The sequence below is a fragment of the Alcaligenes sp. GCM10023179 genome (assembly GCF_042653705.1).
Taxonomy (GTDB): domain Bacteria; phylum Pseudomonadota; class Gammaproteobacteria; order Burkholderiales; family Burkholderiaceae_B; genus Alcaligenes; species Alcaligenes phenolicus.
The window spans coordinates 913,872-937,783 of sequence record NZ_JBHSIQ010000001.1 but is presented as its reverse complement, the minus strand read 5'-3'; the positions used below and the strand labels follow the sequence as shown (position 1 = coordinate 937,783).

14 protein-coding genes are annotated in these 23,912 nt (G+C 57.4%); 5 read left to right on the top strand and 9 right to left on the bottom strand.

All coding sequences use genetic code 11. The features are described from left to right. Positions 1-60 precede the first annotated feature (60 nt). A complete protein-coding gene (gene murI, locus ACFPDR_RS04185; RefSeq protein WP_376910618.1) occupies positions 61-897 on the top strand; it encodes a glutamate racemase in 837 nt (278 codons plus the stop codon). A 576-nt stretch (positions 898-1,473) separates the two neighbouring features. On the opposite strand, the gene ACFPDR_RS04180 is transcribed toward murI, so the two are convergent. Further along, positions 1,474-1,656, bottom strand: coding sequence for a hypothetical protein (locus tag ACFPDR_RS04180; protein ID WP_376910616.1), 183 nt, complete (start codon positions 1,654-1,656; stop codon positions 1,474-1,476). A gap of 215 nt (positions 1,657-1,871) precedes the next feature. Between ACFPDR_RS04180 and ACFPDR_RS04175 the strand changes: the two genes are divergently transcribed. Genes ACFPDR_RS04175 through ACFPDR_RS04165 form a run of 3 tightly spaced genes read left to right on the top strand, consistent with a single transcriptional unit; the run spans position 1,872 to position 6,361 of the window. Continuing rightward, positions 1,872-3,950: a LamG-like jellyroll fold domain-containing protein gene (locus ACFPDR_RS04175; protein WP_376910615.1), complete on the top strand. Its 2,079-nt coding sequence runs from the start codon at positions 1,872-1,874 to the stop codon at positions 3,948-3,950. Positions 3,951-3,970: 20 nt separating this feature from the next. Further along, on the top strand, positions 3,971-4,165 hold the full coding sequence (locus ACFPDR_RS04170; RefSeq protein ID WP_035271967.1) for a hypothetical protein: 195 nt from the start codon (positions 3,971-3,973) through the stop codon (positions 4,163-4,165). A gap of 21 nt (positions 4,166-4,186) precedes the next feature. Next, entirely contained in the window at positions 4,187-6,361 is a 2,175-nt protein-coding gene (locus ACFPDR_RS04165) for a phosphocholine-specific phospholipase C (RefSeq protein WP_376910613.1), read from the top strand. Positions 6,362-6,521: 160 nt separating this feature from the next. Here the strand turns inward: ACFPDR_RS04165 and ACFPDR_RS04160 are convergent, their stop codons facing one another. The 5 genes from ACFPDR_RS04160 to ACFPDR_RS04140 form a co-directional block, all read right to left on the bottom strand. Next, the gene (locus ACFPDR_RS04160) at positions 6,522-6,998 is read right to left on the bottom strand and encodes a hypothetical protein (protein ID WP_035271962.1); all 477 of its coding nucleotides are present in this window, start codon (positions 6,996-6,998) and stop codon (positions 6,522-6,524) included. 24 nt (positions 6,999-7,022) lie between these two features. Beyond that, complete coding sequence (locus ACFPDR_RS04155) at positions 7,023-7,571, bottom strand: SecDF P1 head subdomain-containing protein (RefSeq protein ID WP_035272160.1); 549 nt, start codon at positions 7,569-7,571, stop codon at positions 7,023-7,025. Positions 7,572-7,634: 63 nt separating this feature from the next. After that, entirely contained in the window at positions 7,635-8,408 is a 774-nt protein-coding gene (locus ACFPDR_RS04150) for an OmpA family protein (RefSeq protein ID WP_035271960.1), read from the bottom strand. A gap of 74 nt (positions 8,409-8,482) precedes the next feature. Next, a complete protein-coding gene (locus tag ACFPDR_RS04145) occupies positions 8,483-16,435 on the bottom strand; it encodes a YadA-like family protein (protein WP_376910611.1) in 7,953 nt (2,650 codons plus the stop codon). Beyond that, positions 16,432-17,628 (bottom strand): EAL domain-containing protein, encoded by a 1,197-nt coding sequence (locus ACFPDR_RS04140; protein ID WP_203145527.1) that lies wholly within the window; start codon positions 17,626-17,628, stop codon positions 16,432-16,434. The genes ACFPDR_RS04145 and ACFPDR_RS04140 overlap by 4 nt, the downstream gene beginning before the upstream one ends. A 664-nt stretch (positions 17,629-18,292) precedes the next feature. Between ACFPDR_RS04140 and ACFPDR_RS04135 the strand changes: the two genes are divergently transcribed. Continuing rightward, positions 18,293-18,856, top strand: coding sequence for a recombinase family protein (locus ACFPDR_RS04135; RefSeq protein WP_035271953.1), 564 nt, complete (start codon positions 18,293-18,295; stop codon positions 18,854-18,856). A gap of 102 nt (positions 18,857-18,958) precedes the next feature. Here the strand turns inward: ACFPDR_RS04135 and gspF are convergent, their stop codons facing one another. The 3 genes from gspF to gspD are packed head-to-tail and all read right to left on the bottom strand — an operon-like array spanning position 18,959 to position 23,903. Further along, on the bottom strand, positions 18,959-20,161 hold the full coding sequence (gspF, locus tag ACFPDR_RS04130; RefSeq protein WP_035271952.1) for a type II secretion system inner membrane protein GspF: 1,203 nt from the start codon (positions 20,159-20,161) through the stop codon (positions 18,959-18,961). Positions 20,162-20,175: 14 nt separating this feature from the next. Beyond that, positions 20,176-21,594, bottom strand: coding sequence for a type II secretion system ATPase GspE (gene gspE / locus ACFPDR_RS04125; RefSeq protein WP_035271950.1), 1,419 nt, complete (start codon positions 21,592-21,594; stop codon positions 20,176-20,178). Beyond that, positions 21,591-23,903 carry a type II secretion system secretin GspD gene (gene gspD, locus ACFPDR_RS04120; protein WP_376910609.1) on the bottom strand — a complete coding sequence of 771 codons (2,313 nt, stop codon included), beginning with the start codon at positions 23,901-23,903 and terminating at the stop codon, positions 21,591-21,593. The genes gspE and gspD overlap by 4 nt, the downstream gene beginning before the upstream one ends. Positions 23,904-23,912: the final 9 nt, after the last annotated feature.

The window sequence follows — 23,912 nt, the reverse complement described above, 5'->3', positions numbered from 1 at the left end:
CTCCAAACACGACAAAAGCGCCATAATAGAATTTTTGCCCCACAAGCATCGTTCAGCGCCATGAGTCCATCCCGTCCCGCCGTTTTTGCACAAGCCCCTATTGGCGTGTTTGATTCGGGCGTGGGCGGATTGTCCATCTGGCGTGCCCTGCGCCAATCCCTGCCCAACGAGCATCTGCTCTACCTGGCCGATTCCCAATACGCTCCCTACGGAGACCGATCCCCCGAATGGATTGTGGAGCGTACCCTGCAAATGACTCAATTGCTGGTAGACCAGGGCTGCAAGGCGCTGGTCATCGCCTGCAACACCGCCACACTGGTAGCCGCCCCCGCCCTGCGCTCCAGGCTTTCCATCCCCATCATCGCCATCGAACCCGCCATCAAACCCGCTGCCACCTTGAGCCGTAGCCGTAGCGTCGCCCTGATGGCCACCAGCCGCACCCTGGACAGCAGCGGCCTGCAAAGCCTGATTGACCGCTATGCCAGCGACGTGGAAGTCATACGCATTCCCTGTCCAGGGCTGGCCGACCGGGTCGAGGCCCTGCAACTGTCAGGCCCGGAAATCGAAGCAGAACTCAAAGAACGATTGGCCCCCGCCCTGCAAAGCCACGCCGATACCCTGGTCCTGGGCTGCACACACTACCCCTTTCTGCGTCCCACAATCGAAGCCATCAGCGGCTCGCGCTTCCATATCCTGGAACCCTCCTTTGCCGTCGCCGCCCAAGTGCACCGTCGCCTGGAGCAGGCCAACTGCCTGAACACACAAGCCCAGGCAGGCAACAGCGCCTTCATCAGCAGCGCCCCCGTGGACCAAGCCCAAAAAGTCATCCAAGCCCTGACAGGACTGAGCGAACCCACCATGCTGGCATTCCCCATACATTCGCTAAACGTGCTGTAAAAACGGCCTCTACTCAATCTCTCGCCATGTTCAATAAGAGCAGCTTGAATTGGCTGCTCCAGCTAATTGACCACTAGCTTTAGCGGTCCACCGCCCCCCATTCACCCTCTCCACTCGACTCGACTCAGCGTTCGAACTGACGTGATGACATGACGCCCCTCCCCCCGGACGGTTTTAAAGTCAGCCCGAACAACAAGCCTGCCCCATCGCAACTCAAACCAGCAACCCACCCAAACAAAGACTCCAGACCTCACTCTTGAAGCCATTGAGAGCTGCTCGGGGTGCTGGCACAGGGGCGCGGGGCGAGTCAGACCACTTGCCGCAGGCGGAGTGACGATCGGGGATGCAAGCAGCCTGCTGCTTGAGCCCGACGCTTGTGGTTTGTCCGGGGGACAAACCACCGGGCGAGTTCAGGCTGCGCCCCGATTGTCACTCTGCCAAGGGGACCGACGCGCAGCGTCGGCAAGTGGTCCGCCCCGCGCCCCTGTGCCAGCACCCCGAGTAGCGGCCTACGAAGAGTGCTCTGCCCCCCACTCTGCAGCAACCAACGCCCCCAAGCCTGCTCCACCTTCAAGCTCAGCAAACAACAACAACAACAACAACAACAACAACAACAACAACAACAACAACAACAACAACAACAACAACAACAACAACAACAACAACAACTTTGAGCCTAAAGCATAAAAAAACGCCTAAAACCCCGCCAAACCACGCCACCGTAACAAACCATCCATCAAGCCGCCATATGCCTGCCAAGCCGCAGCCAGACAGCCCTTGAGCCCCCCTGCTCCCACCCCCGCCCGACCCTTCACATAAAACACAATCCAATCATCGGCGGATTTGCTGATCCGTTCACAGGGCAGTCATACGCCCTTCCTACACTGCCCGCAGTCCTGATCCGATGCCAACTGAGCAGCCCACCCCCACGCCCAGTCTGGCCTCTCTTTTCACTTTTCTACACGAGTGGCTGTATGACCTTCTCTCCCCGTCTTCCCAAGTCCCCGGCATTGCAGCGCATGCAGCAAGCCGGGCTTACTCTGTCCATGGCCCTGCTGCTAAGTGCTTGTAGTGGTGGCTCCGGCGGCAATGATGGCTCCACCAGTCCTGGCGTGGACCCGGAACCCCCTACCGTTGAACCCGGCGACAAACCCCAGGCCCTGGGTGGCAAAAAAGCACTGATCGTCACCATCGACGGTTTGAGCTACGAAACCTTGTTGCAAGCCCGTCAGGCCGGCCAGCACCCCGCCCTGAAATCACTGACCATCGCCCCCGCACAAACCGGCGGCTATGTCGGCACCAGCAGCGAACAACGCACCCTGCCCGTCCCTGGCTGGGCCTCCCTGATCACCGGCGTTTGGGCAGACCAGCACGGCCTGCGTGGCGTAGGCACTGCCGCTCCCACACTGAGCGCCCCCACCCTGCTAGCCCTGGCTGACAAGCAGCCCCAGGCCGCCATGGCCCTGAGCGCCGCCGACTACCGCAAGCTGCTGGGTGAAGACCTGCAGGCCGGACGCATCGTCGAAGCGGCCAACTGCACCGATTCCGACAGCTGTGTCAGCGAGCAAACCGAAAAATACCTGCAGCAAGGCAAATCCCTGATCCTGGCCCAAATCCAGGCTCCCGCCCGTGCCGCATCCCAGGGTGGCCTGGGTGGTCAGGCCTACCAGCAAGCCGTGCAAGCCTCGCTGGCCTCCGTGGACAAACTGTTTGCCCTGATCGAAAAACGCAAGCAGGCAGACGCGTCGGAAGACTGGCTGGTCATCCTGACCACCAGCTATGGACTGGACGAATTTGGCGGCACCACCGGCTCGCAATTCAACCGCAACAAGACCAGCTTCATCGCCACCAACAAGACACTGGCCTCCCTGCCAGCGGCTGACAGCCCCATCACCAGCACCACAGACATGAACACCCTGGCGGCTGTCATCGACATTGCCCCCACCGTGCTGTCCCACCTGGGCATCCAAAGCGAACAGTACCGCTTCCGTGGCTCACCACTGCAAGCTGAAACTCGTGTGCGCAACGTGTCCTTCAGCAAACCCGCCGACAAGAACATGGTGGACCTGAAATGGGTACTGGATGGTGACGCCTCACAGGAAATCCAGGTCATGCGCGACGGCAAGCTGATCGCTACCCTGCCTGCCGGCACAACCCAGTACTCCGACCCAATGCCCACCTCGGACACCGAGCAGATCTACTCGCTCTATTACTCGATCCAGACAGGCAAGGCAGCTTCCGCCCTGAAAGCAGAAGTAGGTTACAAGCCCCCACCCAAACTGGCTGACACCCTGAAAAATGGCCTGCAAAGCTACTACACCTTCAACGCCCAGCCTTTTACCGACAGCAAGGGTGGCAGCAGCCTGCAAACCTCCACCCCATCCGTGCCCGCCGGTCAGCTGATTGCCGCCGACTTCCTGGACCCCAGCACCGCCAAAGGCGGCCTGCGCATCCTGGGCAGCAATGTTGATGCCAATGGCAACCGAGGCTACCGCCTGGCCATGAGCCGCGACCTGTTTTCCCTGAGCAGCGTGCCCAAAATGACCATCGGCTTCTGGTTCCGCACCCCCGACAACTGCCAAGGTTACGGCGCTTCCATCATGGCCAACAAGAACTACGACTCGGGCAACACCGCCGGTTTTGCACTGGGCCTGTTCAACTCCGGTGGCTGCGATATCCGCTTTAACACCGGCTACGGCGGTGGCCGTAATGAAAGCCAAGGCTACAACGTCACACCCAACGAGTGGGCTTATGTTGCCGTCGTGATCGACAAGGCGGATGGCCGGATGATGGGCCACGTATTCGACCCCAAGAAAGGGGCGCAATTTAGCTCCGTAGCCCTGGAAGCCCGCACGATCCAGGCCCTGGGCGGCACTGGCACGGGTGAACTGGGCTTGAACGAAGACGTTACCGGCCAGTACTACAAACGCTGGGGACGCAGCGACATCAACATGGACTTTGGCGAGCTGGCCATCTGGGATCGTGCCCTGAGCACGGACGAGCTGACCAGCATCTATGAATCTCGCCAACCTTTGTCCAGCCTCCAACCCTGATCGCCACGCAAGGACTTTTCATGACTCCCAAGAACACCTCACTTACCTTCGAGCGCCTCAAACGCGCATCTGTCTTGCTGATGTTCTGCGGGCTGCTGGCTGCCTGCGGCAGCGGCGGCGGTAGCGGCTCGGATGACACCGGCTCGCCGGAAGGACCGACCGAACCGGGCAAGCCCACTCCAGAACCTGCGCCGCAACTCAAATGCGCCCCTTGATTGATTAAGAGATTAAGCACAATGACTTCACGCCGCACATTCCTACGTAACATGACGGGTGCCAGCCTGGCAGCCGGCTCTCTGGCCGCCTTTCCTCCCAGCATCCGCAAGGCGCTCGCCATCCCGGCCAATAACAAGACGGGCACCATCAAGGACGTAGAGCACATTGTGGTTCTGATGCAAGAGAACCGCTCCTTTGATCACTACTTCGGCACCCTGAAAGGCGTACGTGGTTTTGGTGACCGCTTCACCATTCCACTGCCCAATGGCCGCAACGTCTGGCAGCAAAATGTCAGCTCGACCGAAACCGTGATGCCTTATCACCTGGACAGCACCAAAGGGAATGCCCAGCGCGTCAACGGCACCCCGCACTCCTGGTCGGACGGCCAGGCGGCCTGGGACCACGGCCGCATGGCTTTCTGGCCCAAGCACAAGAACCGCCACTCCATGGGCTTTTATCGCGAAGCCGAAGTGCCCTTCCAGTTCGCCATGGCCAATGCTTTCACCCTGTGCGATGCCTACCACTGTTCCATGCACACGGGCACGAACTCGAACCGCATGTTCTTGTGGACCGGTACCAATGGGCCCTCGGGCAGCGGCGAATGTACGGTGAACAACGCCTGGGACAGCCTGGGTTCTTCGCTGCTGGGCTACGAATGGAAAACCTACCCCGAGCGTCTGGAAGAAGCCGGCATCAGCTGGAAGGTGTACCAGAACCTGCCTGACAACTTCACCGACAACTCCTTGGCAGGTTTCAAGCAATATCGCCGCGCCAATGAGCAGTCCGGCAAGCCAACCAACACCCCTTACGAACCTTCGGATGATGTGGGCAACCCGCTGTACAAAGGCATCGCTAACACCATGCCCGATGGCGGTTTCTTTGGCCAGCTGCGTAAAGATGTAGAAGAAGGCAATCTGCCCCAGATCTCCTGGGTGGTGGCGCCCGCCAATTACTCCGAACACCCAGGCCCATCAAGCCCGGTGCAAGGTGCCTGGTACACCCAGGAACTGCTGGATGCTCTGACAGCCAACCCCGAGGTCTGGAGCAAGACCGTACTGCTGGTCAACTTTGACGAGAACGACGGCTTCTTTGACCACGTGCCTTCGCCCTCCGCGCCATCCATTGATCCGGTCACCGGCAAGCCCGCAGGCAAAACGTCCTTGAGCGAAGAAGAAATCGCGTTCGAATACTACAACTACCCCAGCCCCAAAGGTCTGTTGGGCCAGCCCCCCCGTGACGGCAAGGTCTTTGGCCCCGGCGTGCGCGTGCCCATGTACGTGATCTCCCCCTGGAGCCGTGGCGGTTGGGTGAACTCGCAAGTGTTTGACCACACATCCGTCATCCGCTTCATGGAAGAACGCTTCGGTGTGATGGAGCCCAATATCAGCCCCTACCGCCGTGCCGTGTGTGGCGACCTGACTTCGGCCTTCAACTTTGCCAGCCCGAACGACGAGCCGCTGCCTACCTTGAACGGCCGTCGCAGCCGTCAGGAAGCCGACTCCATCCGCAGCGCACAAGAGCGCTTGTCCCAAGTGCCTCAGCCCGTGGACAACCAGCGTATTCCCGTACAGCAAACCGGTGTGCGTCCATCGCGTGCCCTGCCTTACGAACTGCACGTCAGCGCCCGTTGCGACAGTGAAAAAGGTGTACAACTGCTGTTCTCCAACACAGGTAAAGCCGCCGCTGTTTTCCACGTCTACGACAAGCTGAACCTGGACCGTATCCCGCGCCGCTACATGGTCGCTCCCGACCAGATTCTGGACGATGTGTGGGACGTACAGGCAAATAATCTGGGGCACTACGACCTGTGGGTACTGGGCCCGAATGGTTTCCACCGCCACTTCCGTGGTGATGTCAGCGTATTGAGCCAGCCCGAAGCCGCCCGTCCAGAAATTCGCGTTTGCTACGAAGTGACCAAGGGCGACATCTATCTGGAAATGATGAACGGCGGCCAGTCTGCCTGCACCTTCACCATCCAGTCCATGGCATACCGCGAAGACGGCCCATGGGAAGTCACCGTGGAACCAGGCAAACAAGCCAAGCAATCCTGGGTTCTGAAATCCAGCGGTCACTGGTACGACTTTGTGGTGCGCAGCAACAGCGACCCAAGCTACTACCGTCGTTTCGCTGGCCGCGTGGAGTTTGGCGAGCACGGTGTCAGCGATCCGGCTCTGGGCATTCCGGCTTACCTGTAAGACTTAAACGCTGTGCATCTATAGTTCTCTATCGTCTGACTATGTGTGCGTGCGCACCACGCACACGTTTTGCCCCGATGCCTTTGCTTGGCATCGGGGCTTTTTTTATTGATTGTGAATGATGTCAAACGGGATCTGAAAGCCCGCTGATCCAGCAAGCTTAGCGGGAAAAGCGCGACCGTAGATTCAAGCCAATGTAATGCCTTCTACGTTGCCGCTTTCTTTTCGTCGCCACTCTTTCCTCTTTGACCTGGACCGGTATCCGGGCGCTGCCCAACTCCACAACCGCGCGCAAAACAGCAGAGTAAGCGGTACGGGCAGGCAAGCAAACGTCAGCCCCTGCATACATAGCACGCTCACTGGACAAGGGGGACTCATCGGCCAGAAACAGAATGCCAACATTATCCAGCTGCCGCATCGCGGAAATAACGGCGTACACATCAAACGCGCTCTCGCCCTCCCCGTCAATAATCAGAATGCGCAAGCGCTTTCCGAAAGTGGCAAGGTCTGTAGGACTGGTTGCTACCGTCGTGCACACCCCGGAGCCGGCCAAATAATCATGCAGGGCCAGCATATCGCCTACACGCGATGATGCAGGCTGTGCAATCAGGAGAAAAACCACATCAAAATCATACATAGGGCGCGATACGCAGTCCTGTTATCACCGACCACCCTGCATCAATTTAATAATGGCCTGTGTATGCTGGGCGTTCTGGGTTCCGATCAGCAAACGCCCATCAGAAATCGTTTCACTGATACGAGCCACACTGACCAACTGCCCCTGCACACTCAAGAGCAGATAATGCCCTCGTGCCTGAGCCGTGACACTGCGCAGTTTGCTAATGCCGTTCTGGTTCATCTCCAGTAGCAAAAACGTACCTTGATCCTGAGTGGTTACTGGCGTGACGCGGTGCAGATCGGATTGCGTCAAAACAGGCTGGGGCAGCGCATACAGCGAGGTCCCCCCCACATCCACGGCCACCAAGGGCGCTTCTGCTTTCTCTTGCGCCAAATGCAGGGTAATAACAGTTTGAGCTTGGGCACGTGAGGCCGTCGGTGCCGCCGTGCTGGCATTGGTCGAACCACCCGCGCCTTGCATGACAGGCGGTGCTGGATCTACAGGTTCGGAAATATGACGAGGCATGGTTTGCTGACAAGCAGCCAGGCCACCAGCCAGAATCAACACCGCTAATTTGTGCAGAATATTCATTGTTTTCTCGATCACGGCACACACCCGGCCAAGACGGGTGTGTGCCTGGTTGCCGCATCCAACTTAACGTTGGCCTTGAACTTCGATATCGACCCGACGATTCGGTGCCAGGCAGGCAATCAAATCACTGCGATTGGGCTGATCACACTGCACAAGTGGACGGTCCTGACCAAAGCCTTGCGTCACAATTGCGGCGGCTGGAATGCCCTGGGCGGACAAGGCCTGTCGCACCGTCTGGGCACGTTGTTGCGACAAGCGCTGATTCGATGCCGCACTTCCAATCCGATCTGTATGGCCGGAAACCGTCACCCGTTCGATGTCGGACATTTGCTTGAGCTGGCCTGCAATATCACGAATCGTGCTCAGACCGGCGCTGGTCAAGGTCGCACTGCCAAACGCAAAGGCCACGTCCCCGGAAAGCGAAAATGGCTGAATGGTTGTGGTTTTCGGCGCCGCATCCAGAACAGAAGCACACTCACTAGGCTTCCAGTAAAAGCTGCGACCCAGCTTGTCCTGATCAAACAGCACCTTGAACTGACAAGTCTTGATGCCCTGTGCCGTGTTGAAGTGGAACAGGTAATCCCACTCGCGAACCTTGAAGCCTTCGGCAAAGTGCGGACGACCCAGCAGGTCATACAGCTGATCGCGAGTCACGCCTTCCCGGACCTGACGCAGATTGTCGATATTCGGGTAAGAGCCCGTGTGGAAAGTCGCTTTATCCACTTCCGGAAACACCGGGTTTTCCGTGTGGCCCTCCGAGTCCACCTGACTCAAGGTTCCGCAACCAGCAAGCACCAGACTGCCCAGCAAAGCAGCCCCAAACCAATTTTTCTTCATGATCTGAATTCCTTCAAAAGTGTGTGCTGTGCATCGGCGCCAATGCGCCGATGCACCATAGAGTCAGGGCCGACTTACCATTGATAACCAATACCCACGGCACCACCGTAATCACCGCGCGAGGTGGTATTGCCCGAGAGCTTGTAAACCCACTTACCGTTATCGGTAATACCGGAGAAACCAATGGCCATACCGGACTCTCCGCGCCAGGTACCGCCAGCCATGGACATCATGTGCTTGCCCGGCAAGTAAGCCTGAGGCAGAGACGCTGTTGCCATCGCGGCCGCCACACCTGCACTTAAGCGGTTATCCAGACGATTGATATCGTGGCGAATATTGTTGATCTGACCTTGCAGATTGCCCGCCACCTGATTCAACTGGCTTACGTTGACCGCATCGGTGTCATTCACACCCGCCGCCACATTGGTGATGTGCTTGCCGGACATATTGATGCCGTTCTCGTTGATGATCGGACCACCGTTATTGATCTGAATTTCATCGGCCTGAACATTCACTGCCGTAATGGAATTGACCTTCAGATCCTGGGACACCGACACCTTGATATCAGCGCCAACGGTCTGGCCTGCATCATTGACCCGGTCCGTCTTGGAGATAACGATGTTGTCCCCTTCAACAAAGCCGACCGTGTTGCCATTGTGGATAGGCGTGCCGTCACCGGAGCCATTATTGCCACCACCTGTGGAGCCGGAACCATTGCCGTTGGAACCACCGGTATTGCCGCCTTCCTTGCCATCAGTCGGTGCTTCAACATTCCAGTGCATGCTGTCCAGAACATCTTTCAAGGAGGAGTGCTGGCCACCGTTGTAGGCAAACGAGCCGTTTCCATCCAGACCAATGAAGGACTCGATAGGCTGGAGCTGACCATAATTGACGGCATCCGTCGGATTGCGACCGGCGGCAACATTGGTGATGCGCATATCACCTGCGTTGATGCCAGCCAGGGTGATGCTCGGGCCATTGTTGATGGTCAGGCCGGTGTTACCCAGGTGTACGTCGTTTCCTACTGCAACCCCTGCGTTGTTGATGACGGTATCGCCGGTCTTCAGGCTGCCATCAGCACCCAGATCAATGTCCTTGTTCAGCTTGACTTCAACCTGTCCGGAATCATCAGTGCCTGTCTGCTCAACTGTGACATTCTTATCACCGACAAAGGCAACCTGGCCGTTCGGGCCAATATTGGCGCTGTTGCCATCCGCATCGGTCACATTCCAGCCAGCGCTGGCAACGTCATTGACTTGCTTGAGCTGGTCTTCGGTCGCCGCCTGACCGCTGGTGTAGTTGTCCGGATCCCAAGTCAGATTGGTCAGTCCGCCGATTCGGCCCGTATCACCATTGATCGTGACCGGGTTTGCTCCGCCCACCACGACCTGCGTGCTGCCGATAGCCGTGCTGTTACCGGCCGCATCTGCCACCGTGATCGAACCTGCGCCTACGGTAGTCGTGTCACCGGCGGCATTGCTGACCGTGGTGCCTGCCGCAGTCGTGGAGGTCTTGTTACCTGCCCCATCATCCACAGTCAGACCGTCGTTGTTCACGACCGTGTTTCCTGTCTTCAGGCTACCGTCTGCGCCCAGATCAATATCCTTGTTCAGGTTGAAGGCCAGGTCCGTGCCATCACGCGAAATGTTGATGTTGCCGTCCGTGTTACTGAAGTCCACCGAGGCGCCAGGCTTCACGTTTTCAGTAGCACCACCATTAGCGCTGATATTCCAGCCTGCGTTGGCAACCTCTGAAACTTCTTTCAGCTGCGATACGTTCACCGCATCGGTGTCATCCGTACCTTCGGCAAGATTGGTGATCTTCTTGCCGTTCATATTGATGCCGTCGCCGTTGATCACCGGACCACCGTTATTGATGGTGATGCTGTTCAGATCCGTCAGATCCTTAGCCATGACCAGGTTCAGCTTGTTGCCATCGCTATCAACACGCAGGTTCTCACCCGTGGACTCTGCGCCCTCAGCCAACTCACCTGAAATGGTCAATGGCGTGTCATCGCCCAAGGTCTTGGCGATGGTACTGCCAGTGTTACCCGCAAAACTCAAGCCATCGGCCTGGGTGGCGATTTCGTTACCCTTGTAAGTAACATCGCCGCCGTTATTGACCACAAAGTTGTCGCCCAAACGGGTTTCGCCCGTAACAGTCAGGTTGTTAGTGGTGATGCTATCGCCATTGACGACCGTATCACCCACAGTGACGCTGTCACCGTTGATCACGGTGTCGCCCACCGTAATGCTGTTGCCTACGGTCAGATCATCAGCCAGATTGAAAGCCAGATCAGTGCCGGTGCGCGTGACGGTGATGTTGCCATCGTCATTGCTGAAGTCCACCGATGCTCCGGGTTTGACGTTCTCAGCAGCAGCACCATTGGCGCTGATATTCCAGCCCGCATTGGCAACGTCCGAGACCTCTTTCAACTGCGACACATTCACCGCATCGGTATCATCCGTGCCAGCATCCAGATTGGTGATCTTCTTGCCACTCATATTGATGCCATCGCCGTTGATCACCGGGCCACCGTTATTGATGGTGATGCTGTTCAGATCCGTCAGGTTCTGGGCCATGACCAGGTTCAGCTTGTTGCCGTCACTATCAACACGCAGGTTCATACCCGTGGACTCTGCGCCCTCGGCCAGTTCACCCGAGATAGTCAACGGTGTGTTCTCACCCAAAGTCTTGGCAATGGTGCCGCCGGTGTTGCCCGCAAAGCTCAAGCCATCATTCAGGTTGGCGATCTCACCACCCTTGTAGATAACGTCGCCGTCGTTGTTGACTACAAAGTTGTCGCCCAGGCGGGTTTCACCCGTAACAGTCAGGTTGTTGGTGGTGATGCTATCGCCATTAACAACCGTGTCCCCAACCGTGACGCTGTCACCGTTGATCACGGTATCACCTACGGTAATGCTGTTACCCACGGTCAGATCATCGGCCAGATTGAAAGCCAGATCGGTGCCATCACGCGAGATGACGATGTTGTCATCATCATTGCTGAAGTCCACCGAAGCACCGGGTTTCACGTTTTCAGTTGCACCACCATTAGCACTGATGTTCCAACCTGCGTTAGCAACGTCCGAGACCTCTTTTAACTGCGACACATTCACCGCATCGGTGTCATCCGTACCAGCGGCCAGATCGGTAATCTTCTTACCGTTCATATTGATGCCGTCACCGTTGATCACCGGACCACCGTTATTGATGGTGATGCTGTTGATGTCTGTCAGGTTTTGAGCCATCACCAGGTTCAACTTGTTGCCGTCACTATCGACACGCAAGTTCGCACCCGTGGACTCTGCGCCTTCGGCCAGTTCACCCGAAATGGTCAGCGGTGTGTCATCGCCCAGCGCCTTGGCAATGGTGCCGCCGGTGTTACCCGCAAAACTCAAGCCATCGGTCTGGGTCGCTACTTCGCTACCCTTGTAGATAACATCGCCCGCGTTGTTGACCTCGAAGTTGTCACCCAAGCGGGTGGCACCCTCAACAGTCAGGTTCGTGGTCGTGACACTATCGCCATTGACGATGGTGTCGCCTACGGTAATGCTGTTGCCGATGGTCAGATCATCGGCCAGATTGAAGGCCAGATCGGTGCCGGTGCGCGTGACGGTGATGTTGCCATCGTCATTGCTAAAGTCTACCGAGCCACCAGGTTTGACGTTCTCAGCAGCTGCACCATTGGCGCTGATGTTCCAGCCTGCGTTGGCAACCTCTTCAACATCCTTCAATTGCGACACGTTCACCGCATCGGTGTCATCCGTGCCAGCGGCCAGATCGGTAATCTTCTTACCGTTCATATTGATGCCGTCACCATTGATCACTGGACCACCGTTATTGATGGTGATGCTGTTCAGATCCGTCAGGTTCTGAGCCATCACCAGGTTCAACTGGTTGCCGTCGCTATCAACGCGCAGGTTGGCTCCCGTGGAGGCTTCGCCCTCGGCCAGTTCGCCGGAGACGGTCAATGGCGTGTTATCACCCAGCGTTTTGGCAATGGTGCTGCCGGTATTGCCGGCAAAGCTCAGACCATCCGTCTGAGTCGCGACTTCGCTACCTTTATAGATAACGTCACCACCGTTATTGACCACAAAGTTGTCACCCAGACGGGTTTCACCCTGAACGGTCAGGTTGTTGGTGGTGATGCTATCGCCATTGACGACCGTGTCGCCTACGGTGACGCTGTCGCCGTTGATCACGGTGTCGCCCACCGTAATGCTGTTGCCCACGGTCAGATCATCGGCCAGATTGAAAGCCAGATCAGTGCCGGTGCGCGTGACGGTGATGTTGCCATCGTCATTGCTGAAGTCCACCGAAGCACCCGGCTTGACGTTCTCGGCGGCAGCACCATTGGCACTGATGTTCCAGCCCGCGTTGGCAACGTCCGAGACTTCTTTCAGCTGCGATACATTCACCGCATCGGTGTCTTCTGTGCCAACGGCCAGATCGGTGATCTTCTTGCCACCCATATTGATGCCGTCACCATTGATCACCGGACCACCGTTATTGATGGTGATGCTGTTCAGATCCGTCAGGTTCTGCGCCATGACCAGGTTCAACTGATTGCCGTCGCTATCAACACGCAGGTTGGCACCTGTAGAGGCTTCGCCCTCGGCCAGTTCGCCGGAGACGGTCAATGGCGTGTTATCACCCAGCGTCTTGGCAATGCTGCTGCCGGTGTTTCCAGCAAAGCTCAAGCCGTCATTCTGCGTAGCAACTTCACTGCCCTTGTAAATGACATCACCCGTGTTGTTAACTACAAAGTTGTCACCCAGACGGGTTTCACCCTGAACAGTCAGATTGTTGGTGGTGACGCTGTCGCCGTTGATCACGGTGTCGCCCACCGTAATGCTGTTACCCACGGTCAGATCATCGGCCAGATTGAAAGCCAGATCGGTGCCCGTGCGCGTGACGGTGATGTTGCCATCGTCATTGCTGAAGTCCACCGAACCACCCGGTTTCACGTTCTCCGTGGCGGCGCCATTGGCGCTCACATGCCAGCCCTGAGCAGCGTATTTGATCGCATCGTGCACCGTGTTTTCACCGGTATCACCGATATTGCTCATGCTCAGCGTGCCGTTGGGGGCCAGTGTGGCATTGCCACCCAGGATTTTTTTCGTGGTGTTGGCTACATTGCCCAGCACCGAATTCGTGGCATACAACTGGCTGCCATTGATCGCATCTGTGCTGCTGGCGCTGATCCGGCCCGCGGCCACATTCGTCAACGTACGTTTTTCCTCGTCCGTACCCACGCTGACGGTAGCAACAGGACGATCCCCGGCAAAGTTACCGTAAGTCAGTCCGTTCAAAGAGGCATTCGAGGTGCCAACCGCGCCTGCTGTCTCTGCACCATCGCCCAGCGCTACCGAACGTGCATTGCCAGCACGTGCGCCCTGACCAATAGCGACGGCACGGTCGGCCGTGCTGCGGGAACCGTCACCCAGCGCGATCGCCTGCCGCTCAAGAGCCCAAGCGTCACGGCCTTGTGCAATCGATGCCTCGCCAAAGGCATGAGCGCCCTTGCCCTGTGCCTGCGCAAAGTCGGCCGTAGCCTCGGCCTCACGACCTACCGCAATGCTGCTATTGAACTCGGCAATGGAGTCCGTGCCTAAAGCGATGGAGTCACGGTTCTTGTCACGATTTTCTACATCGGGGTCAGCTTGACCGGAGCGAGCGCGAGTGCCTATGGCAATACCGCGAGCAGCAAAAGCCTTGGCTTCTGTACCACTGGCTTGGGCATCACCAGCCGCCGCCCGCGACCGGGTACCCAAAGCCATGGCGTCACTGCCCGTTGCCGTCGCATTGCTACCCTGAGCGATGCCGCGAGCAGCGTTCACTACCGAGTCTTTCCCGATCACAATCCCTTCAACTGCCGTGGAGCTGGATGAGGTACCAATGACCACAGAGTTCTCTACGGAGGGCCCATTGGCCTGACGGTCGGTGTAGGAGTCCCGGCCAATGACGATGGAGTTCTTGTCACGGCTGACAACGTGCGTACCAATGGCTACACCGCTCTCATCACGCGCCTCGGATTGCGAATTACCGATAGTCGTGGAGTTCTCTCCCAGACCCTTGATGTTATGGCCCATGACAACAGCGGAAGCACCCTCCGCACCGGCCATATGACCAATCGCAATCGAATCCCGCTCCTTGGCTGTGGCATCAGGCCCGACAGCAATCGAATCGATGGCCGTGGCGGCAGCACCGTTATTGTTCTTGTTGCCCTTGTCCACACCGCCATCATTAATGCTGAAATAGCGTGGCTTGCTCTCTGCAATCTGCTCACCCCAGTCATTGCCAATTTTTTCAGCCAACTGGTCATAATCAACCGGACCGCCCAATGCAGCCTGATCCACTGCCGCTTGCAGTTGGCGTACGTTCACTGCATCTGTATCTTGAGCGCCATCTTCCACATTGACGATGCGGCGCGTAAATTCACTGCCCGCTTCGCTGCTACCCACAGAGACCGCACTGCCGGTAAATGCCCGATTAGTGAATCGACCTGTACCGACAACATCGCCTTGCACAGCATGAGAGTTCAAGCCCAAGGCTACAAAATTGCTGTCCGCATGTGCATTAGGACCAATAGCGGTACCCGTTCCAAAGGCCGTTGTCTGACGACCCACAGCAACCCCGGTATTTCCGGCAACCGCCTTGTAGCCAATCGCCACGCCCTCTGTTTCAGCGCTGGAGTCCTCGCCAATACCAATCGCACGATTGGATGTCAGCCCACGATTCGCATTCTTACCCAGGCTGACATTGCTATCGCCTATGACATTCAGGCCGGCATCTCGGCCAATCGCCACGTTCTCGTTGCCATCCACTCCATTGCCGGTGCCATCACCCAGCGCCACATTGAATTGGCCTTTGACGTTCTGACCGCTAGCTTGACCAATGGCAATATTGTGCGAACGATCGCCTGGCAGATGATTGCCAGTGGCCTGGCCTGCGCCATTACCTATAGAGATATTATTTTCAGCATCAGCCTGAGCCCCCAGACCCAATGCGATACCGTTCACACCACTGGCCTGTGCCTGTGTGCCCAAGGCAAGAGCATGGTTACCAGCAGCCAGCGCTTCGCGTCCCACGGCTACGCCAGCTACGCCGCTGCTATGACTGTCCTTACCAATAGCAATCGCCGCCTCTGGCCTGGGTTTACCATCTGCATTGGAGGCACGAGCACCATCACCCAGCGCAATGGCACTCTCGGCATCAGCCAATGCTCCTTGGCCTGCTGCGATACTGCGCCCCCCCTCTGCCTTGGACTCAAGTCCCAGCGCAATCGACTCTTCTCCATTGGCTCTGGAACCGGGACCGACGGCAATGGAGTTATCGCCATTCGCCTGGGAGTCAGGCAACTGCGAATTAGCACGAAAATACTTCACACCGGGATTGTCTTCGTCCACTCCCAAGGCAGTCAGACGATTGTTGAGCGTGTTCAGCCCTGTTTCAGTCGCGTCAATTCTGGTCCCATGGGCCGTAATAGTCGCTTCATTATTTGCAATCCGGCTAGCATGATCCGTAATGGCAGTCTGGTTCTCAGCCAGTTTGGTCGCATGATCAGCAATCGCAGATTCATTACCAGCGACCCGCCCTTCCAGCCCATCAATCTTGCCGGTATTGGTCTGCACCTCAGCGGACGTAACATTGAGCTGCGCCTGGGTCGCCACAGACTCACCACCCACCGTAATCTGATCGGCACTCAAGGCGCCGGAGATCGTCAGGCTACTCAACCCCACGATACTGCCACCGCCCGTAAACCGGATGGAGCCGCCTGGGCTGGTGAAGTCAATAAGGTTGTTCTGACCGTCGCCTGGAATCTCGACTGCCGCCCAGGCATTGCTCATCGCCAATGCGCTTGCTGTCAACAAGGCGAGCCATCCCATGCGTGCGGAAAAAGACGCACGCTTTCCTCCTTTTACGCACGAGGAACTGCGCTTGCCTTTCGCTTTTTTATGCTCAGAAACGGCAACAAATGTTCCCGTTTGCTCATTCCAGATGGTTTTGTAGACGTGATTCATCTCTGTTCCTGATCCTTTAAGGAATACGTGTTGAGTGCTACGTGGGTGTGAGTAGGGTTGAAACTGTCTCGAACGCACAAAGGCTCCGCCCCCTCCCAGGGGGGCAGGACGCAGGGAGGTTGTATGAAGTAGCCTTGGACGGCGTGCGCGCCGGCATCGACGCTCAACTGGAAATCCAGGGCAGTCTCAATTCCTTCGGCGATGACGTATTGGCTGATGCCACTCGCGGCATGAACCCAAGAATGAAGGGTGGCAAGGCCATCCCTGTCCCGTGCCTGATGCACCAGGGACTTATCAATTTTTATGACCTGGGGACGGATCTGCCGAGCCAGACCCAGAGTGTTGAATCCGGTCCCAATATCATCAATGGCAACTTTGCAACCCAGGTCACGCAAGGTGCACAGCAAGCTGGCAGCAGCTTCCTGATCAAAGACAGAAGCCGTTTCGGTAATTTCCAGGGTCAGACGACTGGCCAGTTGCGGCGCACCACGCAGCACCGCAATCAGCAGCCGCCACCACGGCCCCTGTTGCAAAGACAAGGGGGAAATATTGCAGGCAAGGTGAACATCCGGATAACGCTCCAGCACCTGTACCACCGACCAAAGAACGCTGGCATCCAGGCGTTCGGTCACATGCAAGCGCTCTATGGCCTGAACAACCTGCTCACAAGAAACGGGCTCAGTACTGTTCTGCGCATCATCCCAGCGCAACAGCACTTCGTAGTACAGAACCTGCTCGCGATCCTGCACAAAGACCACAGGCTGAAATGACAGGGCAACCTTCTCGTCCCGCATGTCTGCAAAGAAACGAGTCGCCAAAGCCATGTCGCGCCGAGTCTGTTCGCAAACGGGAGGCTCAAGCTCGGAGAAGGCAATGGTGCTGGCCAGAGACTGCAAATGAGACAGGCAAACCGGACGGTCCCCCGATGCTTCAACCCAGGCCGGAACAACATTGACCAGGATGCGGTCCGAGCCGCAGCGAACGGGTTCGTAGCACAACGCCGCTTTGACTCGTTCCAGAAACAGGTCCTTGTCAAACTGGGTGGGCAGACGACAATTCGTCAAGCCAATCAACACCACTTGATCAAGCACCAGAATGTCGCTGCGTGTTATGCCGTAGGGACGCAGACGCACCGAAATGGCGGACAAAAAGGCTTGCTGGAACAGGCGCGCATCGTAGGCCTGGGCAAGCATTGCCAGTCTTCGCAAGCCTAAAAGCAAATAGCTGCTTGAAGGAGTAACTTGCTGCAACCAGCAAGACAATGACTCTAGCGACTGGACGCCCATTACGCGCCCCGCATCGCTGGTTGGCACTCTGGACGCTGTGCGTGAATCAGCGTCTGGCTTTCCACCTGACAGCGGTCAAAAAGCCTCCTTTATGTCAACATCGATTCCATAACAAATAGACACGTTTGTACGTGAAAATTACGCTGAAAAGGATCATTTCGATGCGCTATTCGGTTGGGACTAAAAGGAGGCTTCTTGTCAAAATCGCAAGCCTATTTACGCCTTTTCTTAACCATTGTTGACGCTTGCCTATGGCTGGCTGCAACGTTCTTCAGAAAGTGCATCGGCCAGACCTGCTTCGTGTTGACACACATGTGGCCGCCGCTAACACTTAATCAGTATCTGCATCTGAAACACAGCGTTAATAAAAAATTACGTAATAGTTTTTATTGCAGTACGAGCTACCTCAATCGCCGTTTACGTGGCAGCAGGTTTGCATGCGGTTAGTAAAACTTGACATCGCGTGGCCAACATTCCACTGGACCATCTTGGGTTTACTAACATCGATTGCACTGAGATGTAGTCGAGTGGGAGGGGGGAGGCTGCGCTTTGCGCTAGGAAGATGGGTACTATGAGTAAGAAATATGGATATGCACGCGTTTCAACACAGGATCAAAACCTGGACCTACAGATCGCGGCTTTAAAAAAGGTGAATTGTGATCATATCTATACGGATAGAGGGATATCCGGGGCTAAAGCAACACGTCCAGGATTGAATCATCTGCAGCGAAAACTGAAATCGGGTGACACGCTTATTGTCTGGCGTCTGGATAGGCTGGGCCGATCATTACGCTATTTGGTCGACACGATCGATCGTTTAGGCAAAGAGAATATCCATTTCATTTCCTTGACGGAAAATATAGACACGACAACATCGGGTGGTAGATTGCTGTTTCATATGATGGCCGCCCTGGCTGAGTTTGAACGCTCGCTGATTAGCGAACGCACTCGCGCAGGAATGGCAGCAGCGCGTGCCAATGGCAGGCCACTAGGCAGACGTCCTGCCTTATCACCCGCCCAACATAAAGAAGCCCTTATTGCGTTGACCAATCAAGTTCCGCTGGACATCGTTGCCAAAAAATATGACGTGCATCCCAGGACGATACGCCGCATCAAGGCCATGGCCTCGACATAGCGGGCTCAACGCAAGTGACTTAAGTATTAGTCAGCATTGCCGCCAGACAACTAGGTGGCGGCAATGATCTGTAGGGGAACAGGGCAAGCACCCTACCGCCTTTTACTGCACCAGCTGATTCATCTCGATAATTGGCAGCATCACGGCCAGAACAATCAACAGCACCAAACCACCCATCAGCAAAATCATCAAAGGTTCCAGCAAGGCGGTCATGGTCAGGGCTTTGCGCTCCAGCTCGGTTGATAAGGTCGTCGCGGCCCGATCCAGCATGGGTGCCAGTTCGCCGGTTTTTTCACCGCTGGCAATCAGTTGGACTAATAGCGGCGGGAACAAGGCACTGCGCTGCAAAGCGGTCGCCAAAGGCAGACCCTCACGCACATGGATAGCGGCCTGATTCACGGCATCGCGCAAGGCCAGATTGGACACAGTACGCCCGGCCGCTTCCAATGCCGTTAGCAAGGCCACATTGCTGCCAGCCAGAATGGCCAGCGTGGCAGCGAAGCGAGCGGTATCCACACCCAGCAAGTAGCCCCCCAGAACGGGTACGCTTAACAGACGCCGATGAAAGGCCAGCTTCAAGGTCGGCTGTCGCAGCAAAAAAGCCACCAGGCCAGCCGCCAGTAAGAGCACAACAAATAACACCAGGCCCCATTCACGCAGCAGATCACTGGCGCTGATCATGACCCGAGTCAGCATGGGCAGTTGCTGTTTGGCTTGGGTGAAGGCCCCTACCACTTGCGGGACGACGTAGCTCAGCAAAAACACCACCATCGCCACCGAAATCAGACTGACAATGGCAGGGTAAATAAAGGCCGTCAGCACCTTGCCACGAAGGGCGCCGCTATCCTCGATAAAGCTGGCCAAACGATCCAGCACTTGCTCCAGCTCGCCCGACTGCTCCCCTGCTCGTACCAATGCCCGATAGATTTCCGGGAAGTCGCGCGGGTGATTCGCCAAGGCATCACTCAAGCTTTGCCCTGCCCGAATATCCGCACGCAGGGCTGCCAGCAATTGCACCAGAGGCCGACGCGTCGCCTGCTCGATCACCACTCCCAGGCTGGCCTCCAGAGACAAGCCCGCCGCCACCAGACTGGCTAACTGACGAGTCAGCCAGGATAACTCGGTACGACGCAGGCCCGCACTGCGAGCACGGGCAGCGGCTCGGCTACGGCCCGCCTTCAGGGAAACCGTCAGCAACCCTCGGGACAGTAATTGCTGACGCGCCAGCCGTTCACTCTCGGCCTCCAGCACACCCCGCTCGCTGCGTCCGGCCTGATCCACCGCCTCATAGTGATAGGTACCCATGCTGTTTCACCCCTCTATAACTCGCGCGTGACGCGCAATACTTCTTCAGGGGTACTGATGCCCTGCTCTACCCAACGCTGGGCGTCCTCGCGCAAGCTGCGCATGCCCGACTCACGCGCGGCCTGACGCAAGGCAGGTTCGGCCCCGGCAGCATTCAACAAGTGCTGGGCACGTTCGTCGATGCGATACAGCTCGTGAATCCCGGTACGGCCTTGATAACCCGTGTGAGCGCATTGCTCGCAACCATCAGGACTGGCCCGGTACCGCCCGTGCTCGGCAGGCTGACGACAATGTCGGCACAGCTTGCGTATCAGCCGCTGGGCCAGCACGCCACGCAAGGTGGAGGCCAGCAAGAAAGGTTCCACACCCATATCGACCAAGCGAGTCGCGGCGGACACGGCATCGTTGGTGTGCAAGGTGGCCAGAACCAGGTGGCCTGTCAGAGAAGCCTGCACCGCAATCTGTGCGGTTTCCAGATCCCGAATTTCCCCGATCATGATGATGTCCGGGTCCTGTCGCAATATGGCACGCAAGGCACGTGCAAAGCTCAACTCAATACGGGGATTGACCTGCGTCTGGCCTACGCCGGGCAAGTCATATTCAATCGGATCTTCCACCGTCAGCACATTGCTGCGGGCTGTATCGACGCGGCCCAGAGCGGCATACAAGGTGGTGGTTTTACCGCTGCCGGTAGGCCCGGTAACCAGCACAATGCCGTGTGGTTGATGAATCAGCTCATCGAGCTGAGCCAGGATGTCCGGGGCCATGCCCAGGCGCTCCAGCTCCAGTTGCCCGGCGGACTTGTCCAGCAAACGCATCACGGCGCGTTCGCCATGTCCGGTAGGCAGAATCGAGACTCGCAGGTCCAAGGCCCGCCCCCCCACTTTCAAGGCGATACGGCCATCCTGGGGCAGGCGTTTTTCGGCAATATCCAGGCTGGCCATAATCTTGATACGGGACACTAAAGCACCATGCAAGGCTCGACGCGGGCTGACGATATCGCGCAAACGGCCATCCACCCGGTAACGCACGACCGAATGGGTTTCATAAGGCTCCAGGTGTATATCACTGGCACCGTCCCGCACCGCCTGGGTGAACAAGGCGTTGATCATGCGGATGACCGGCGCATCGTCCTGGTTTTCCAGCAAGTCGGTGACAGCAGGCAGTTCCTGCATCAGACGATCCAGGTCTACCTCGTTGGCGGCCGCATCCACCACGCTGGCGGCATCGTCGCCCTGTGCGTAACTGGCATCAATCAAGGTATCCAGTTCCGCATCAGGCACTTGGCGCTCGTCCAGCTCGGGGTAGCGTCGCCGCAATTCCACCAAGGCCCAATCCGGTGTGCGTTCGCTAATGACCAGCGTACCCACACCTTGCTGCTGCGTCAGCACCGCACGGTGCTGACGTGCCCAGGAGTACGGCAGGCGGGTCATAAGGTCTCTCGCAAGTCCACAGTTCCGGACGAGCCTGCGGCCTGCGGCAAGACCATGTGTCCCGCATCCGGGTGGAACCAGGTGGAGCGATCCGGCAAGCCTGTCTGCACGGCACGCATATAGTTGTAGCGGTCCAAAGACAGGCTTTGGCTATCTTGGGCATTACGCACAATATGAGGGCGCAGGAACACCATCAAATTGGTTTTGGAGCGCTTGCGTTTCTCGTATTTGAAGAGGTTGCCCACCAACGGAATATCGCCCAGCAAGGGAACCGATTGCTGACCATCCTCAATCGAGTCTTCCAATAAGCCGCCCAGCACAATAATCTGCCCATCATCGACCAGGACATTGGTACTAAGGGCACGTTTACGCGTGACAGGCGCGCTGGGCGATACCGACATAGTAGGATCCAGGCTGCTGACCTCCTGGTACAGAGCCATCTTGACGGTCCCACCTTCGGAAATCTGCGGACGCACTTTCAGGGTCAGGCCCACATCCTCGCGCTGAATGGTCTGAAAGGGATTACTGGCCCCATCACCCGTGGTCGTGTACTGCCCCGTCACAAAGGGCACGGTACGGCCCACCATGATGCTGGCTTCTTCGTTATCGAGCGTCATCAGGTTGGGCGTGGACAGAATATTGATGCCGCCCTGGCGCTCCATCGCCCGGGCCAGGACGCCCAGATTGACAATCTGCTGGCCCAGCACGTTCACCGTGCCTTTGACCACGCCCAGACTTAAACCCGCCGCCAAAGAATCCAGCGTGGTCACCCCGGCCTTGTTAATCCCGCTGCCGCCCAGATTGGCGCCCCCGACAAAACCTGAACCTCCATCGGCAATATTGCCACCGCCTGTCATCCACTGGATGCCAAACTCGGCCGCATTCTCCGCATTCACCTCCACAATCAGGCTCTCGACCAGCACTTGAGCGCGACGTTGATCCAGTTGATCGATCACTTCACGCAAGCTGCGGTAAACCGGATCAGGGGCCGAAATGATCAGCGTATTCGTGGATGGATCAGCCTGCACAGTGGCACCGCCAGCGCTAAAGGCCACGGTGCCGCTGGCATTGTTTGCGGCGCTCAAACCCATCTCGGCCTGAGGCTGCTGCTTGGCGGTGGCCGACGTGTCCATGGCTTTGGCACCGCCGGTGGTGCTGGCGTTGGCGGCGGGTGCCAGGCTATTGCTGTTCGCCTGTTGATTCCCGGTACTCGCGTTCCCCGAAGGCGCTTGCCCAGTCAAGGCCCCCCGCAGCACTTCAGCCAGCTGCACCGCCTGAGCATTGCGCAGATAGACCACATGCAAATTGCCTTTATTGCTTTCCGGGCTGTCAATACGCCGGATCAGGTCACGGGCCAGATCCAGCCGGGCCGGACTGCCTGCCCGCACCAGCACGGAATTACTGCGCGGATCAGCCACTACGGTAATGCGCTGCGCCACATCGTTGCCGGGCGTGTCCAACATTTGCGAAGCCAATGCCGCCACGTCCAGAGCTACTCCGTAATCAATCGGGATGATGTCGGTATTCAAGCCTGCGGGGGTATCAATCCCGGCGATCACCTGGGCAATACGGTCCAGATTGTCGCCATAGTCCGTCACGACCAAGGTGTTATTGGAGGGGTAGGCATTGATAGGGTTGTTGGGCGAAATCATGGGACGCAACACAGGCACCAAGGCCGTGGCGTTTTCATAACGCAGGGTGAACACACGGGTTTCCAGCTCGCCACTGCCGCTGGCCCCCGCACCCGCGGCACGCACGGCACCACCTTGTTGACGCGCTTCGGCTTCGGGCACCACGCGGCTGACCTTGCCATTACGCAACACGGCAAACCCTTGCATGCGCAGGGCAGACAACAGCATCTCGTAGGCGGTACGGGCATCGACCGGTACTTCGGACACCAAAGTCAGTTGTCCTTTTACGCGAGGGTCCACGATGAAGTTCTGGCCGGTAAAACGGGCCAAGGCAGCCACAACGCCATCCAGCTCGGCATCCACAAAATTCAGCGTGATGTCGTTGCCTTGCGGGAACTCGGCCGGGTCGGGCAAGTCGATCGGGGCGGCACTGCCCCCGACACGTTGTGGAACCCGACGTGTCACGGCCGGAGGCGAGGTATTGCTATTGGCAAAGCGCGGGTCAGCCTGAGTGCTACGAACAGGCGTCTTGCCTACCGAGGCAAAAAACGAAGAAGGATCGGGGCCGGGCTCAGGTTTCTGACCATTGCTCGCACAGGCGCTCAACAGCACGGCTGCACCCAGGCCTAAAAGGAAGCGAGGCCGCAGCCCAGGAAGTCGTTTAGTCAAGGTACTCATAGTCAAAAT